Source organism: Pseudoalteromonas sp. McH1-7, from assembly GCF_013366255.1.
Classification (GTDB): Bacteria; Pseudomonadota; Gammaproteobacteria; order Enterobacterales; family Alteromonadaceae; genus Pseudoalteromonas; species Pseudoalteromonas peptidolytica.
On record NZ_JABWPQ010000003.1, the window covers coordinates 125,322 to 139,859 of the forward strand.

Here is a 14,538-nt window from a genome sequence, read left to right on the forward strand (position 1 = left end):
TATTGGAAACAACAAGGAAGAATGTGGTTTGTGGGAAGGAAGTTATTTAGTTGCGGCTTCATCAACAGTAACTACCACCCCTTATAAATCAATCAACCTCCCCTTGCTGTGGCGAATTATCATAAATAATACAATCACATATGAGGTTTAAGTTTGAAATCAAATAATAGAGTTCGTATTTTTGATACAACATTGCGAGACGGTGAACAGGCACTGCGAAGAAGCTTATCAAAAGATGAAAAATTACAACTTGCAAAGGCAATTGCGAAGCTAAATGTTGATGTAATGGAGGTTGGGTTTCCCGCTTCTTCTCCTGGGGACTTTGCCTCTGTAGAGTTAATTGCAAAAGAGATTCAAGGACCTACGATCTGTGCACTGGCCAGAGCCGTGCCTGAAGATGTTATCGCATGTGGTGAAGCATTAAAGCCCGCGCAACATAAACGTATTCATATTTTTATTGCAACTTCACCTATACATCTTGAGAAAAAGTTAAATATCAATTTACAAGCGGCCACGGATAAAGCTGTAGAGGCGATTTCCATCGCTAAAGAGTATACTGATGATATTGAATTTGGGTGTGAAGATGCCACTCGCACCCCACCTGAAGACCTTTGCTATATCATCGAAAAAGCCATTGCAGCTGGGGCTACAACCGTTAACTTAGCTGATACAGTAGGTTATACCACTCCGAAAGAATTTCATCAGCTCCTGAGCCACATCAAAGCCAATGTTTCTAATATTGATCAAGCTATTTTATCAGTTCACTGCCACAATGATTTAGGTCTAGCAGTAGCAAATAGTGCTGAATCACTGTTAGCCGGAGTAAGGCAAATTGAGTGCACGGTCAATGGTATTGGAGAGCGTGCCGGAAACTGCGCATTAGAAGAAATCACCATGCTACTCAGTGCGCGCAAAGACCTGTTCGGCCTTTACAGCAATATTAAAACTGAGCTCATCAAACCAACTTCAGAGCTTGTCAGCTCTGTAGCTAGAATGCCTGTGCAGTTGAATAAAGCGGTTGTAGGAGGTAACGCATTTGCACATTCATCAGGAATACATCAAGACGGCGTTATCAAATCCAGTATTACTTATGAAATATTTCACCCAGAACAAGTTGGCATAAGTAAAAACGAACTTTACTTCACAGCTCGTTCTGGTCGAAAAGCTATTGCACATTTTTTAACACAAACAGGTTGCCCATGTGAAGAACAAGAAATTAACAATATTTACAGTCAATTCCTACAACTTGCTGACAAAAAAGGGCAGGTTTATTGGTACGATTTAACATCTTTGTATTACAAGAACAAAGTAAATCTCTGTGACAAAAGATATAACTTAGTGAGTGCTATCACCAAGTGCGCTTCTGAACGCGCTATTTCGGTTAATTTAGTCCTGCAAAACAATCAAAAATTACAGAGTTTTGAATCAGATAGCACAAATCTAATTGAAGCATTACAGAATCTAAAAATAACGAATGAGCCCATAATTATTCGAGATCTATCTTTAGAATTCGCTCCTGAAAACTTTATTTATAATGCAAAACTTAGCATCACCTTAAATAACAAGCCTATTTATGGAGAAGGCTCTGATGAAGATCCAAATATAGCAATAATAAAATCATATATTTCTATATTGAACATCATTAATATGCTTAACCAGATAAGGGAACATCAACATTCTTTGCAATCAGCCTAAATAAAATAAAAATGCAAAATAATAAACAACAAACAAAACCTTAATGAAATTGAAGAAATGCAATACAAATGGGAAAGATTGTGAAAGCAAAAACACTTTACGATAAAATTTGGGAAAGCCACCTAGTGAAGGAAATGCCCAACGGATTTTCTTTATTATATGTTGACCGACATCTCATTCATGAAGTGACATCTGCACAGGCATTTTCTGGTTTGTCAGAAAAGCAGCACAGTGTTCGGCAACCGCTGCTTGCCATAGGCACCATGGATCACGTAGTGCCAACGGCAAAAGATCTTATCGACGTCATGTCCGCTGAGCAACGTAATCTTCTAGCATTAATGCACAGTAATTGTGAAACCCATGGTATTCCTCTGTTTGATTTAGGTCACACTCGTCAAGGGATAGTGCATGTCATCGGCCCAGAACTTGGTTTTATTCTTCCTGGAACAATTGTAGTGTGTGGAGATTCGCACGCTTCTACACATGGCGCATTTGGCGCACTTGCATTTGGTATTGGCGCTTCTGAAATCGAACATGTCCTTGTCACTCAGACGCTTGTACAAAAGAAACAAAAAACATTTCGGATCACCGTTGAAGGTCGACCTAATGATGCTATTTCTGCAAAAGATATTATTTTGAAAACCATCCAAACTCTTGGTGTAAGTTCAGGCAACGGCTATGTAGTCGAGTTTTGTGGATCGGTAATTGAAAACTTGTCCATGGAACAAAGAATGACGCTTTGTAATATGTCAGTTGAACTAGGCGCAAAAGCAGGGCTAATAGCTCCGGATCAGAAAACCATTGATTACATCAAAGGTCGGCAATTGGCTCCAAAAGGCGATGCTTGGCTAGAAGCTTTGGCAGATTGGACAGCATTACGTAGCGATAATGATGCCATCTTTGACAAAGAAGCAAGTATCAATGTCGACGATACTCACTCTTTTGTAACTTGGGGAACCAGTCCAGAACATGCGATTGACGTTACTAGTCTCTTACCTTTCCCAGAGCAAGAACAAGACGAGAACAGAGCACAAGGAATGAGCAGAGCCTACTCGTATATGCAGTTAACGCCGGGTATGCGCTTAGATGAAGTAAAAATAGATGTTGCTTTTGTTGGTTCATGCACGAATAGCAGAATCGAAGACTTACGAGCAGCGGCTACGCAAATAAACAAACGTCGTGTTAGCCCAACAGTTAAAGCGATCATTGTTCCAGGCTCAATGGAAGTCAAAAAGCAGGCTGAAGCTGAAGGGCTTCATATGCTTTTCGAACAAGCCGGATTTGAGTGGCGTCTCCCGGGTTGTTCTTTATGCGTTGCAATCAACAACGACACTTTATCCGCAGGCACTAGGTGTATTTCTACTAGCAACAGGAACTTTGAAAACCGCCAAGGTAAAGGCGTACTTACCCACCTTGCTAGCCCTAGAACCGTGGTGGAATCAGCAATCAAAGGACATATTGCTAACCCAGCATTATGAAATAATTAAATTAATTAGGAGTTTAATCATGTCTTTCAGCTTAGTATGTAATGCTGACAAAATTAATAATGACTTATTAAAAAGCTATGATGCGTTGCCAGCCGATCCTTACATCAAAGATGGCATGAAACGTTTTAGAACTTTTTCTTATGGTGAAGTAAAAAATGGTAAAGTCGATTGGAATGCGACTAAGCCTTTTTTTCAATCTAATGAAGCTAACTCATACGCTGGTGGAATTAAAAGATCGTTCCAACATACGGGTGAGGAGGCCAAAAAATTTGCGCAAGCGATTGTTACTGACGCATTAGAAAAAGAGTGGGTCAATGCCGATCACTTTTTTATTGGTTGCCATCAAATACGCGTTACCGCAGATGCTAAGATTGTCGGCTACCCTGCCCCTGAAGGTTTTCACCATGATGAAACCGACTTTATCGCTATCAACCTAATCAATGAGCATAATGTGAACGGTGCAATCTCTTTTATTAGCGACTTCAACGACACCAGCAACATTTTATTTGAGAAAAAGCTAGAGCCTGGACAAAGCCTTTATGTTGAAGATCTCAAGCACAAACATTATGTGTCTCCGTTCACACCCAAATTACCCAATATTGAAACGTATCGAGATATTATTGGCATCGCCTTTTATATGAACGATAGATAACTTAGCCAAGCGCGGGAAAATAGGTTATACCGCACCGGCGTGAGCTTTGAGTTGCAGTTAGGTAGCAAAAAATACGATACATTCGCTAGTAATGCTATCTGGCTGCACATTGTATGTAGGGATATTGAATAAACCAATGAACAAAATTTATAAAGTAGCTGTATTGCCTGGAGACGGAATTGGTCCAGAGGTCATGGCTGAAGCACTGAAAGTACTAGATATAATTGCAGATAAATTTGCATTAACATTCTACTTTCAACATTACGATGTTGGCGGTATCGCCATTGATAAACATAATCATGCGTTACCACAAGAGACACTTGCAGGTTGTGAGTGCGCCGATGCCATCTTATTTGGCTCTATTGGTGGACCGAAATGGGATAGTTTACCACTCGATCAGCGCCCAGAGCGAGCCGCATTGCTAAAGCTTAGGTCACACTTCGATCTCTTTTGTAACCTTCGCCCAGCGACAATATATCAAGGGCTGCAACATCTATCACCATTACGCAGCGACATTGCACAGCAGCAGGTTGATATGATGGTTGTTCGAGAGCTCACAAGTGGTATTTATTTTGGCCAACCAAAGGGACGTGAGTTGAATAACGACCAAGAAGTCGCGTTTGATACCATGCGTTACTCAAAGTCAGAGATAACTCGTATTGCTCATCTTGCTTTCTTAGCTGCTCAAAAAAGAAATAAAAAAGTAACCTCTGTCGATAAGGCAAATGTGCTTGAGTGCAGTCGGCTATGGCGTGAAACGGTAGATGAAGTAGCTACAAGCTACCCAGATGTACAACTTGAACACATGTATATTGACAATGCAGCAATGCAGTTAATTCGTAAACCTAGCGATTTTGATGTCATTTTGTCCTCTAATCTATTTGGGGATATTTTATCCGACGAGTGCGCTATGATCACAGGTTCCATGGGTTTACTCGCATCGGCAAGTATTAACCAATCCGGTTTTGGGTTATTTGAACCAGCGGGAGGCTCAGCTCCAGATATTGCCAACTTAGGCATCGCGAACCCTGTTGCACAGATCCTTTCAGCTGCAATGTTACTGCGCTATAGCCTAGATCAAAATGCTGCTGCTGATGCTATTGAACAAGGTGTCGTGCATGCACTTCAACAAGGGGTATTAACCAAAGAGCTTGTTCCTAGTGATGAGCAACATCTTGCTAAGTCAACTTCAGAAGTAGGCGATTACATCAGAGACTATATTGCAAGGAGCTACTAGTAATGCCTAAAACCTTGTATGAAAAAGTGTGGGATGCGCATGTCATTACGCAAGACGGTGATGAAGTATTGCTTTATGTTGACAGGCATTTAATACATGAAGTCACCTCTCCTCAAGCATTTGATGGGTTAAAGCAAAAGCAGCGCAAATTACGCAGCCCAGATAAAACATTTGGCACCATGGATCACAGTATCTCTACTCGCTCATTAGCCATAGATGCGTGCGGCGATAACAACCGCAGACAACTACAAGCCTTGATTGAAAATTGCGAGGAGTTTGGCGTTCAGCTATACCCTGTAGGTAATGTGAAACAAGGGATCATACATGTTATGGCACCAGAGCGTGGACTCATTCTACCGGGTATGACGGTCGTATGTGGAGATTCACACACCGCAACACATGGTGCATTTGGCGCACTGGCATTTGGGATTGGTACCTCTCAGGTCGAGCACGTTATGGCCACCACAAGTCTAAAGCAGCATAAAGCCAAGACGATGAAAGTTGAAGTCAACGGCACTTTACCTTTTGGGGTGACGGCAAAAGATTTGATCCTCGCTATTATAGCCAAAATTGGGCATGCAGGGGCGACCGGACATGTTATCGAGTATTGTGGTAGTGCAATAGCAAGTCTCTCTATGGAGGCTCGAATGACTATCTGCAATATGTCTATCGAAGCTGGAGCCAAAGCCGGAATGATCGCACCAGATGAGGTTACACTTGCCTACTTGAAAGATAAAGAGTTTGCACCAAAGGGCGAACTGTGGGAGCTTGCTTGTCAAGACTGGAGCCAACTCACAGCTGATCCCAACGCACTCTACGACACGGTTGTAACCCTCAATGCCAACGACATTCAACCGCAAGTGACATGGGGCACTAACCCTGGGCATGTCTTGGGTATTAATGACATAGTACCAGATCCAAATAGCTTCACGGATCCTGCCGATCAAGAAGCTGCCAAAAAAGCATTACACTACATGGATCTCACGCCGGGCTCTAAAATTTCAGACATTGAGATAAATCATGTATTTATTGGCTCATGCACCAATGGTCGCATCGAAGATCTCCGTGCCGCTGCAAGGGTAGTCGAAAATAATAAGATTGCATCTGGTGTGTCAGCAATTGTGGTACCTGGCTCTGGTGAAGTGAAAAAACAAGCCGAAGTGGAAGGGCTTGATAAGATTTTCACTCAGGCTGGATTTGAGTGGCGCTTACCTGGTTGCTCGATGTGCCTAGGTATGAATGATGATTTGTTGCTTCAAGGAGACAGGTGCGCCTCTACCAGCAACCGAAATTTTGAAGGACGACAAGGTCGCGGTTCACGAACCCACTTAGTCAGCCCTGCGATGGCCGCATTGGCAGCCATAAAAGGCAGATTTACCGATATTAGAGAATTTATTAAGGAATAGCTATGAGTTGTGGTATTACAACGGTAACAAGCAAAGCCGCGCCGCTCGATCAGGTTAATGTGGATACAGATCAGATAATCCCCAAACAGTTTTTAACTTCGGTCTCTAAGCAAGGCTTTGGTCGGCACTTATTTCATGACTGGCGTTACTTAGATAGCGCTGGCACGCAGCCTAATCTTGAGTTCGTGTTAAACCAGCCTCAACACCAAGGCGCGGAGATCCTACTCAGTAGAGAAAATTTTGGGTGTGGTTCTAGTCGAGAACATGCGCCTTGGGCGTTAGCAGATTACGGTTTCAAGGTGGTGATCGCCACCAGTTTTGCTGATATTTTCTATGGCAACTGCATCAACAATCAACTGTTACCCGTTTCGTTGTCTAAATCAGAGATGGATACTTTATTTGACGCGGTACAAAGCACCGCCGACACGGCTATCACCGTTGATCTGGTTAATCAAACGGTAAGCTGTAATGGTGATAACTATTCATTTAACATCAGTCCTCTTCACAAAGAGACGCTCATTAAAGGACTTGATGCAATTGGACAAACCCTTGAACAAGAAGCGTTTATTCAAGCGTATGAAAAGAAAATCCCACAGTGGCGATGCGCACCACACTACGAGTGAAGTCCGGAGTTAGCCGCGACGTAAAATAAGGCTAGGTGTAGCCCTAGCCTCAAATCATATAGCTTGCTAGATTAGGTGATTAATCTCTACTGCAGCTTCTACATCAGCATCATAATCAACTGTTTCTAGACCAAACCCAAATAATTTTAAAAACTCATTATGATAGCCAACATAATCTGTTAGCTCATCAATTGTGTCTGTATCTACTGTATCCCAAATTGTTTGCACGCGAGCCTGTACGCCCTCTTCTAGCTCTTTATAGTTTTGGAATAAATGACCGCCTTCGTCAAAGCGCGGAGATTGTCCGTATAGGTTTTCGCGGAACAAACCATCTATCTGCTCAATAGTCCCTTCATAGGTACCATCCCCTTTCATGACTTTAAACAGCGCAGAAATATATAAAGGCATAATAGGAATCGCCGAGCTTGCCTGCGTCACAACCGCATTTAACGAAGAAACATAAGCCTCACCATTAATATCAGATGTCGTCTCGCGGATAGCAAGTGTCGCACGGTCTAAATCTTCTTTCGCTTTACCAATTGTCGCATGTCCATAAATTGGCCAAGTTAGCTCTTTACCGATATACGTATAGGCAGTCGTCTTAAAGCCATCGGCGAGTACATCCGCTTGTTTAAGCGCATCAATCCAAAGCTCCCAATCTTCACCACCCATTACTTTAACTGTATTTGCAATTTCTTCTTCATTTGCTGCCTCAACAGTCACTTCGTCGATAATACGCTTTGATGTATTTAGGTTTTTAGTAGTAATAGCAGAGCCAATAGGCTTAAGCGTCGAAGAGTAAACCTCTTCAGACTTAGGGTCTTTGCGGCGAGGGGAAGCAAGGCTGTAGATGACAAGATCGACTTTTCCAAGCTCAGTCTTAATGGTGTCGATGGTTTTTTGCTTTAACTCATCAGAAAATGCGTCACCGTTAATATTCTTTGACCATAAACCGGCTTCTTCAGCTGCTTGCTGGAATGCAGCGGTGTTGTACCAACCCGCAGAGGCTGTTTTTTTCTCTGTGCCTTCTTTTTCAAAAAAGATACCAAGGGTTTTCGCGCCAGCACCAAATGCCGCGGTAATACGAGAAGCCAAACCATACCCTGTTGACGCACCGATCACTAAAACATTTTTAGGGCCATTTTCAATTTGACCTTGTTGCTTTACGTACTCAATTTGCTCTTTTACATGTTCGGCGCAGCCTACAGGGTGCGCGTTCGTACAAATGAATCCACGAATTTTTGGTTTAATGACCATAAGTGATCCTATCCATTAATTTGATACAAAAAATAAAAGTGAGTCTACGCCCACTTTATTAAAATTACTGCGTAGTGTACTGGTAGAAATGCAAAACACACATCTGATCAGCTATCAAACTTTGAGCCACCTAAACATGTTGGTGATACTGGTGCTTGACCTTCTTTTTCTGAAAACTCTTCCGGCGTGTAGGCATGTATTGCTAAAGCATGGATGTGATTTTGTAATTCATCCTTCAGTACTTCGTTAATTTTTCTGTGACGCTGAAGTAAGCGCTGCCCTATAAACTGCTCACTCACAACGATAACCTTAAAGTGAGAGTCTTCGCCACGGCTGTGCATGTGACTTTCATTAATAACATTAAGGTGTTTGCAGGCAACTGCTTGCGCGATTTTGTCGTAAATTTGTGATTGCATTGACATTAAACTTTGTCTCCCATAGCAATTCGTGGCCTTACTATACGCCTATCACTCAGCATTTCCAACACTTCGAAAAGTCAGATTAATACGCCCTTGCGTGACTTTTGCTTGCTTGGGTAAGGCATGCTGGTAATCTCGCTGGCTGTTGCCTTGCATCATTAACAGGCTCCCGGTTTCTAGGAAAATATCGGTCACCTCCTGAGTGTTTTTGTGACGTATTTTAAATTTCCGTGTTGCCCCAAGTGACAAAGATGCAATCACAGGTGTAGCCCCTAGTTCAGGCTCATCATCACTATGCCAACCCATACTATCTTGACCGTCGCGGTAATAGTTTGCCAATAACGCATTGAATGAGACGTCAAAGCGCTGCTCAAGTGTTTTTCTAATACCTTGCAATATCACTGGCCAAGGCGCACTGTCGAGTAGTTTTCCTGAATAGCTGTAGCGCACACCGGGATCGGCAATAAATCGCTCAAGTCTGGGGATTTTATGGGTCTTACCAAATAATGTGATGGTATTTTGCTGCCAAGGAATAGTGCTATAAAGCGCATCATATAGGGCTAAACTTTTCTCAAAGCTAATGGCACTTGGCTGATAGCTAAAACCGCTTGGCAAGTTCCGTGCGTTGTCTACTGCTCTCATGTTAAACTATCCGCTGCTTTTATTTACAGAAACGACTCATGACGACTGATGCAACTCTAGCCGGAAAACCATTTACGCTACATAGGTTTCCACTCGATCAAAAAAATCGTAGCTTACAAGCTTGGGATTCAGCCGACGAATACCTGTTAGATTATGTCTTTGAACACCACATTGACGCAAATCGTATCTTAATTATTAATGACGCATTCGGGGCATTATGTTGCGCACTTGCCGACAAACATTGCACCCTAGTGACTGATTCTTTTGTCAGTACCTTAGCTTACCAACACAACCTAGAAGTCAATGAACTGGAGCACGCCCAAGTTGAGGTACTCAGTAGCATCGACACATACCCTGAAGATATTGATTTGGTTGTGCTTAAGCTGCCGAAAAACGCCGGCTTATTACAGTCACAATTGGCGAAGCTGAGTAAACTTGACGCTGATATTCCGGTGATTGCGGCAGGCAAAGCGAAAGAAATCCACACCTCAACACTAAAAAGCTTTACGCACTTTCTAACTGAGCCTACCACAAGCTTAGCAGTTAAAAAGTCACGCCTAATATTCAGCAAGACGTCAGCCAAAGCGATTGATAGTAAATTTCCTGTGTCCTGGCCTTTGGAAAAAACAGACTTCGTACTGTCTAATGAGGCCAATGTATTTTCAAGAGACTCTTTGGATATTGGCGCTCGATTTTTTATCAATTATTTGCCTATGGGGAAAAAGCCTCTCAAGGTTATCGACTTGGGATGTGGTAATGGGGTAATTGGATTAATGACGTTAGCGAAAATGCCTAATGCCACTGTGACTTTTATTGATGAATCTGCAATGGCTGTGCATAGTGCACAGCAAAATATTAGTCACAACTTGCCAGAACGAGTCAAAGACTGTCGTTTTATACAAAATGATTGCTTGACTGGTTTTGAAAATGAAGGGGCTGATCTGATACTGTGTAATCCGCCATTTCATCAAGCAAATGCAATAACCGACCATATCGCTTGGCAAATGTTTATGCAGGCAAAGGCCGCACTTCGTCACGGTGGAGAGTTGAGAATAATTGGCAACCGCCACCTTGAATATGACGATAAACTGAAACGCCTGTTCGGAAATTGTAAAATACTCGGAAACAACAAAAAGTTCACTGTATTAAGTGCGACTAAAAGGAGCTAAATAAATGCGTGTTATATTGTTAATTGCTGTGCTCTCTTTTCTTTTAGCTGGGTGTAGTAGTACACCTCGCAGCGTAATTTTGCACCCGCAGTATCAAGGTCCATCTTCGAATGCTTTGAATACCAACATGGCATTACAAGTCAATGACTTGCGCACGACTAAATACACTATTCGCGTGAAAGATCAGGAACCGGCGCTGTACATGCCGGATGCAAACTTGCCAGTCAACCTTAATCATGTGATGACACAAGCGCTAGCAGCGCATGGCGCACAAGTTACATCTATAGCACCAACCAAAGTTGTGGTGAACATCAACCGCTTTAAAGCAATTATCGCAGAAACCCTGTCACAGCACCAAAGTGACGCTCAAACCAATGTAACGATACAAGTTACGCAAGGCACTAGAAGCTTTGAAAAGCAGTATAAGGGGAGCGCGAGCTTGTCGGGGCCACTAAAGCATGATCAAGCCAAAGTGGAGGAACAGCTTAATAACCTAGCTCAACAAGTCGTTGCCCGCATCGTTCAAGACCCAGAATTTATCCAGTTTGTGAGAGGACGTTAATGAAAAAAATAATCTTAAGTTTAACTATCTTACTATTTAGTGTCTGCGCCTTTGCCGATATGAACGGCAAGTTTGTGCAAAAAAACAATCTATTCCCACGGGTGCAAATCAATACCACCAAAGGCCCCATTATCGTTGAACTAGATCGCTCAAGAGCACCTATCACGGTCAACAACTTCCTCACTTATGTGATTAATAAAGACTACAATGGCTCTGTTTTTCATCGTGTTGAGCGCGATGAAGCCAACGAAAGAGACTTCGTCATTCAAGGTGGAGGCTACGACAAAGAATACGATGGTATGTTTGAGCGAGAGGCCATTTTTAATGAAAGTGGTAATGGTTTGAAAAATGATATGTACACCATTGCAATGGCTTATCAAGATAATAAACCACATTCTGGTACTCGACAGTTTTTCTTTAACATGGCTGACAATGACCATTTAAATCCGGGTCGAGGCTGGGGTTTTGCTGTGTTTGGAAATGTAATGGAAGGCTATGAAACACTGGATGCTATCATGCAAGTGGAAACGGATTACAATGAAAAACTTGGCTATACCTTTATTCCCAAAGAGCCTGTTGTGATCCTGTCCATCGACGTACTAAAGCAACCTGAGTAAATCTTCGTTATGTTGGTATCATCTAGCTTTTCACAGTACCTCAGTTACTACAAGGACAAACGCCTACTTACCATTTTTGCCTTTGGAATAAGTAGTGGTTTTCCTTGGGTATTAATTGGCTCGGTGATGTCAGCTTGGCTCAAAGACGAAGGTTTGAGCCGAAGCACCATAGGTCTTTTTGGTCTGGTTTATGGTGCATACACCATTAATTTTCTTTGGTCTCCACTCGTCGACAGAATCAAAATACCGCTGTTGCACACTTGGTTAGGTCAGAGACGCAGCTGGATAGCTAGCTGCCAAGTTATTGTTATTGTTGCTACCTTTGCACTGGCAAGTGTGTCGATCACGGAACACCTTTCACATGCCGCATTATTGTGCTTCATTATTGCGCTTTTCTCAGCAACACAAGATATTGCAATAGATGCTTATCGTATTGATATTTTGCCCGAGAACGAGAGCGAGAAAGCAACCGCTGCCGCCGCGATGGCAACGTCAGGATGGTGGTCGGGTTATGCTTTATTAGGAGCAATTCCATTTTTTATCGCCGACTTGCCCGGATTCAGCTGGCCTATTATTTACCAAATCTTAAGTGCTGTTGTTTGCTGTCTATTTATCATCACACTCTTAGCCAAAGAGCCTGAGTCTCATCGAGATCAGGTCCAAGCGCAGTTACAGCAAAGCTATGAGCAAAAGCTGACACTCGCCAGCTCACCTTCTGTCTATACCAAGGTGGTAGCGTGGTTAGCTGTAACCTTAGTAGAACCATTTAAGCGCTTTTTCGAGAAAAATGGAGTGAAAACAGCGTGTGCACTGCTTGCTTTTATTTTTATGTTTAAGATTGGTGAAGCGTTTTTGGCTCGAATGTCTATCGTCTTTTACAAAGAAATCGGCTTCACTAACACCCAAATAGGTCAGTACTCTAAGCTCGGAACAGGTGTTATTACTATCATATTTGCTTTTTTAGGCAGCATATTTAATCACAAATATGGCATCGTCAAAGGCCTATTTATCAGTGGTGTTGCCATGGCAGCGTCTAACTTGATGTTCTCTTGGATTGCAGTAGCAGGTCCGCAAGAGCACTTATATTTGATGGCTATTATTATTGATGGATTTACACAAGCTTGGTCGCTCGTGGCCATGGTTGCATTCATTTCGATGCTTTGCGATAGAGCTTTCAGCGCTACTCACTATGCGCTACTCGCCTCTCTTGGGAGTCTAGGACGTACCATGCTATCGGGTTATAGTGGTTTTGTAATAGATGATTTACTTGGAGGAAATTGGGCGGTCTTTTTCGCGCTAACAGCACTAATGGTACTACCATCCTTGTTGTTCTTATATCTCATTAGACACAAACTTTATGCAATTGAACGTGCATATCACACTAACAAGCGCTAGAGGTGCAGTTCCTTGCACCTTTTCATTTTGCTAGCGTAGCGCTTATTGCTCTTCTTTAATTAGCTGCAATCCCTCGTAAGGGTCAACTTCAAGCGCTTCGCAATAACGTAAAAACTCGATTACATCCAAACGACGCTCTTGGTTTTCAATTTTACCAATGAAAGAATGTGGTGTACCTAGCACTTGAGCAAGGCTACGCATTGTATGACCCTTCTCATGGCGTTTTGATTTAAGCCACTTAGTTAGTTTGCCGTTTTCTTCGGAAGAAACCGTTTTACCCATCATATTAAACATCTCCTACTAGATGAAAGACTAAATTACCTAAATGAAATATGCCCGTCTCATTTAGTGTTTGCTCAAATATCACAGTTGACTCTTTAATGCTAAGCGCGGCACCCTCCGCCAGCTCAACATCAAACCAGTACAAAGCTCTGCTCAGTAAATTGTTTTTATTGACTGCTAAAACGCTAAGGTTGCGATCACATATCACTGAACCATAAATTGTAACATATCGACAAATTGGCTTTGTCCCCATGTACCCAATTAGGTATAGACTAAAAAACAGTTAACACCTAATTAATTTTTTACTTTTTCTTAATTCATCAAGCACTGTAATATCCAGTAACACTTTAACAAATTTTTTAAAAAATGTACCAGTATTTGAAATAAATTATTTTTCTTTAAAAAATAAAAACTTATAGCTAGTATTCAATAAAAGGTTAAAAAAGAGGCCGATACAAAATGATTCGACTACTGTTTTTGCTGCCAATTTTACTGTGTTTTGGATGGTATTTCTTTTTGCGTTCAAACGGCGTGCCACTGAAACGAGGAAAGAAAGGTTTTGTATACATCCTAGCATTTTCATCATTTGTGCTGGGCTTTTTCGTCCTGATGATGTATCTGACGGGAAGTTTATGAGGTCGATTGCTGGGCTTTTATACACCAAGTCATGAGTCTATAAAAACAAAAAGAGTCATGTAAACATGACTCTTTGAGTGACTTCTTTAAGTATTACCGTTATACGCTAAAGCTTGCGCCACAACCGCAAGTCGTTGTCGCATTTGGGTTATTAACAAAGAAACGAGCGCCTTCTAACCCTTCGGTGTAATCTACAATGCCATCAATTAGGTATTGAATGCTCATCGGATCAACAACCATAGTAACGCCATTTTTTACGATTTCTAAATCACCAGGGTTAACTTTTTCATCAAAGGTAAACCCATATTGAAAGCCAGAGCAACCACCGCCTGTAACATATACACGCAATTTAAGGTTAACGTTCTCTTCTTCCTCTATTAGCTCTTTTACACGGCTTGCTGCTGCATCAGAAAACTGAATTGGTAACTGTTCAGACATAGATGTGGACCCCTAATCCTG

At 42.0% G+C, this 14,538-nt stretch carries 15 protein-coding genes; 10 read left to right on the forward strand and 5 right to left on the reverse strand.

Going from position 1 to position 14,538, the window contains the following annotated elements; all coding sequences use genetic code 11:
• Positions 1–153 precede the first annotated feature (153 nt).
• The 6 genes from HUZ36_RS03105 (at position 154) to leuD (ending at position 7,100) form a co-directional block, all read left to right on the forward strand.
• Positions 154–1,695 carry a 2-isopropylmalate synthase gene (locus tag HUZ36_RS03105; protein WP_176031963.1) on the forward strand — a complete coding sequence of 514 codons (1,542 nt, stop codon included), beginning with the start codon at positions 154–156 and terminating at the stop codon, positions 1,693–1,695.
• Positions 1,696–1,763: 68 nt separating this feature from the next.
• Positions 1,764–3,173: a 3-isopropylmalate dehydratase large subunit gene (gene leuC / locus HUZ36_RS03110; protein ID WP_176031964.1), complete on the forward strand. Its 1,410-nt coding sequence runs from the start codon at positions 1,764–1,766 to the stop codon at positions 3,171–3,173.
• Positions 3,174–3,201: 28 nt separating this feature from the next.
• Entirely contained in the window at positions 3,202–3,834 is a 633-nt protein-coding gene (locus HUZ36_RS03115; RefSeq protein WP_125250940.1) for a 2OG-Fe dioxygenase family protein, read from the forward strand.
• A gap of 136 nt (positions 3,835–3,970) precedes the next feature.
• Positions 3,971–5,071, forward strand: a complete 1,101-nt coding sequence (gene leuB / locus HUZ36_RS03120) for a 3-isopropylmalate dehydrogenase (protein ID WP_176031965.1) — start codon at positions 3,971–3,973, stop codon at positions 5,069–5,071.
• A gap of 2 nt (positions 5,072–5,073) precedes the next feature.
• Entirely contained in the window at positions 5,074–6,477 is a 1,404-nt protein-coding gene (gene leuC / locus HUZ36_RS03125) for a 3-isopropylmalate dehydratase large subunit (protein WP_176031966.1), read from the forward strand.
• 2 nt (positions 6,478–6,479) lie between these two features.
• On the forward strand, positions 6,480–7,100 hold the full coding sequence (leuD, locus tag HUZ36_RS03130; RefSeq protein ID WP_176031967.1) for a 3-isopropylmalate dehydratase small subunit: 621 nt from the start codon (positions 6,480–6,482) through the stop codon (positions 7,098–7,100).
• A 66-nt stretch (positions 7,101–7,166) separates the two neighbouring features.
• Here leuD and fabV read toward each other — a convergent pair whose 3' ends face one another.
• The 3 genes from fabV to HUZ36_RS03145 all read right to left on the reverse strand — a co-directional run bounded on the left by fabV (position 7,167) and on the right by HUZ36_RS03145 (position 9,418).
• Positions 7,167–8,357 carry an enoyl-ACP reductase FabV gene (gene fabV / locus HUZ36_RS03135; RefSeq protein WP_128729728.1) on the reverse strand — a complete coding sequence of 397 codons (1,191 nt, stop codon included), beginning with the start codon at positions 8,355–8,357 and terminating at the stop codon, positions 7,167–7,169.
• Positions 8,358–8,464: 107 nt separating this feature from the next.
• Complete coding sequence (locus HUZ36_RS03140; RefSeq protein ID WP_125250945.1) at positions 8,465–8,779, reverse strand: BolA family protein; 315 nt, start codon at positions 8,777–8,779, stop codon at positions 8,465–8,467.
• A 45-nt stretch (positions 8,780–8,824) separates the two neighbouring features.
• Entirely contained in the window at positions 8,825–9,418 is a 594-nt protein-coding gene (locus HUZ36_RS03145; protein ID WP_176031968.1) for an alpha-ketoglutarate-dependent dioxygenase AlkB family protein, read from the reverse strand.
• A 38-nt stretch (positions 9,419–9,456) separates the two neighbouring features.
• On the opposite strand from HUZ36_RS03145, the gene HUZ36_RS03150 reads away from it, so the two are divergent.
• Genes HUZ36_RS03150 through HUZ36_RS03165 form a run of 4 tightly spaced genes read left to right on the forward strand, consistent with a single transcriptional unit; the run spans position 9,457 to position 13,161 of the window.
• Entirely contained in the window at positions 9,457–10,587 is a 1,131-nt protein-coding gene (locus HUZ36_RS03150; RefSeq protein WP_176031969.1) for a methyltransferase, read from the forward strand.
• A gap of 4 nt (positions 10,588–10,591) precedes the next feature.
• The gene (locus HUZ36_RS03155; RefSeq protein ID WP_176031970.1) at positions 10,592–11,149 is read left to right on the forward strand and encodes a YajG family lipoprotein; all 558 of its coding nucleotides are present in this window, start codon (positions 10,592–10,594) and stop codon (positions 11,147–11,149) included.
• The gene (locus HUZ36_RS03160; protein WP_125250949.1) at positions 11,149–11,766 is read left to right on the forward strand and encodes a peptidylprolyl isomerase; all 618 of its coding nucleotides are present in this window, start codon (positions 11,149–11,151) and stop codon (positions 11,764–11,766) included. Before HUZ36_RS03155 ends, HUZ36_RS03160 begins: the two co-directional genes overlap by 1 nt.
• 9 nt (positions 11,767–11,775) lie before the next feature.
• Positions 11,776–13,161: an AmpG family muropeptide MFS transporter gene (locus HUZ36_RS03165; RefSeq protein ID WP_176031971.1), complete on the forward strand. Its 1,386-nt coding sequence runs from the start codon at positions 11,776–11,778 to the stop codon at positions 13,159–13,161.
• A 42-nt stretch (positions 13,162–13,203) separates the two neighbouring features.
• Here the strand turns inward: HUZ36_RS03165 and HUZ36_RS03170 are convergent, their stop codons facing one another.
• Both HUZ36_RS03170 and erpA read right to left on the reverse strand, forming a co-directional pair.
• Positions 13,204–13,446: a helix-turn-helix domain-containing protein gene (locus HUZ36_RS03170; RefSeq protein WP_125250951.1), complete on the reverse strand. Its 243-nt coding sequence runs from the start codon at positions 13,444–13,446 to the stop codon at positions 13,204–13,206.
• Between the two features lie 732 nt (positions 13,447–14,178).
• On the reverse strand, positions 14,179–14,517 hold the full coding sequence (gene erpA, locus HUZ36_RS03175) for an iron-sulfur cluster insertion protein ErpA (RefSeq protein WP_088529908.1): 339 nt from the start codon (positions 14,515–14,517) through the stop codon (positions 14,179–14,181).
• Between the last annotated feature and the right edge of the window lie 21 nt (positions 14,518–14,538).

Coding starts and splice junctions, on each gene's coding strand:
- erpA (WP_088529908.1), bottom strand. CDS start 14,517: ATGTCTGAACAGTTACCAATTCAGTTTTCTGATGCAGCAGCAAGCCGT.
- fabV (WP_128729728.1), bottom strand. CDS start 8,357: ATGGTCATTAAACCAAAAATTCGTGGATTCATTTGTACGAACGCGCAC.
- leuB (WP_176031965.1), top strand. CDS start 3,971: ATGAACAAAATTTATAAAGTAGCTGTATTGCCTGGAGACGGAATTGGT.
- HUZ36_RS03150 (WP_176031969.1), top strand. CDS start 9,457: ATGACGACTGATGCAACTCTAGCCGGAAAACCATTTACGCTACATAGG.
- HUZ36_RS03160 (WP_125250949.1), top strand. CDS start 11,149: ATGAAAAAAATAATCTTAAGTTTAACTATCTTACTATTTAGTGTCTGC.
- leuC (WP_176031966.1), top strand. CDS start 5,074: ATGCCTAAAACCTTGTATGAAAAAGTGTGGGATGCGCATGTCATTACG.
- HUZ36_RS03140 (WP_125250945.1), bottom strand. CDS start 8,779: ATGTCAATGCAATCACAAATTTACGACAAAATCGCGCAAGCAGTTGCC.
- HUZ36_RS03115 (WP_125250940.1), top strand. CDS start 3,202: ATGTCTTTCAGCTTAGTATGTAATGCTGACAAAATTAATAATGACTTA.
- HUZ36_RS03155 (WP_176031970.1), top strand. CDS start 10,592: ATGCGTGTTATATTGTTAATTGCTGTGCTCTCTTTTCTTTTAGCTGGG.
- leuC (WP_176031964.1), top strand. CDS start 1,764: ATGGGAAAGATTGTGAAAGCAAAAACACTTTACGATAAAATTTGGGAA.
- HUZ36_RS03170 (WP_125250951.1), bottom strand. CDS start 13,446: ATGATGGGTAAAACGGTTTCTTCCGAAGAAAACGGCAAACTAACTAAG.
- HUZ36_RS03165 (WP_176031971.1), top strand. CDS start 11,776: ATGTTGGTATCATCTAGCTTTTCACAGTACCTCAGTTACTACAAGGAC.
- leuD (WP_176031967.1), top strand. CDS start 6,480: ATGAGTTGTGGTATTACAACGGTAACAAGCAAAGCCGCGCCGCTCGAT.
- HUZ36_RS03145 (WP_176031968.1), bottom strand. CDS start 9,418: ATGAGAGCAGTAGACAACGCACGGAACTTGCCAAGCGGTTTTAGCTAT.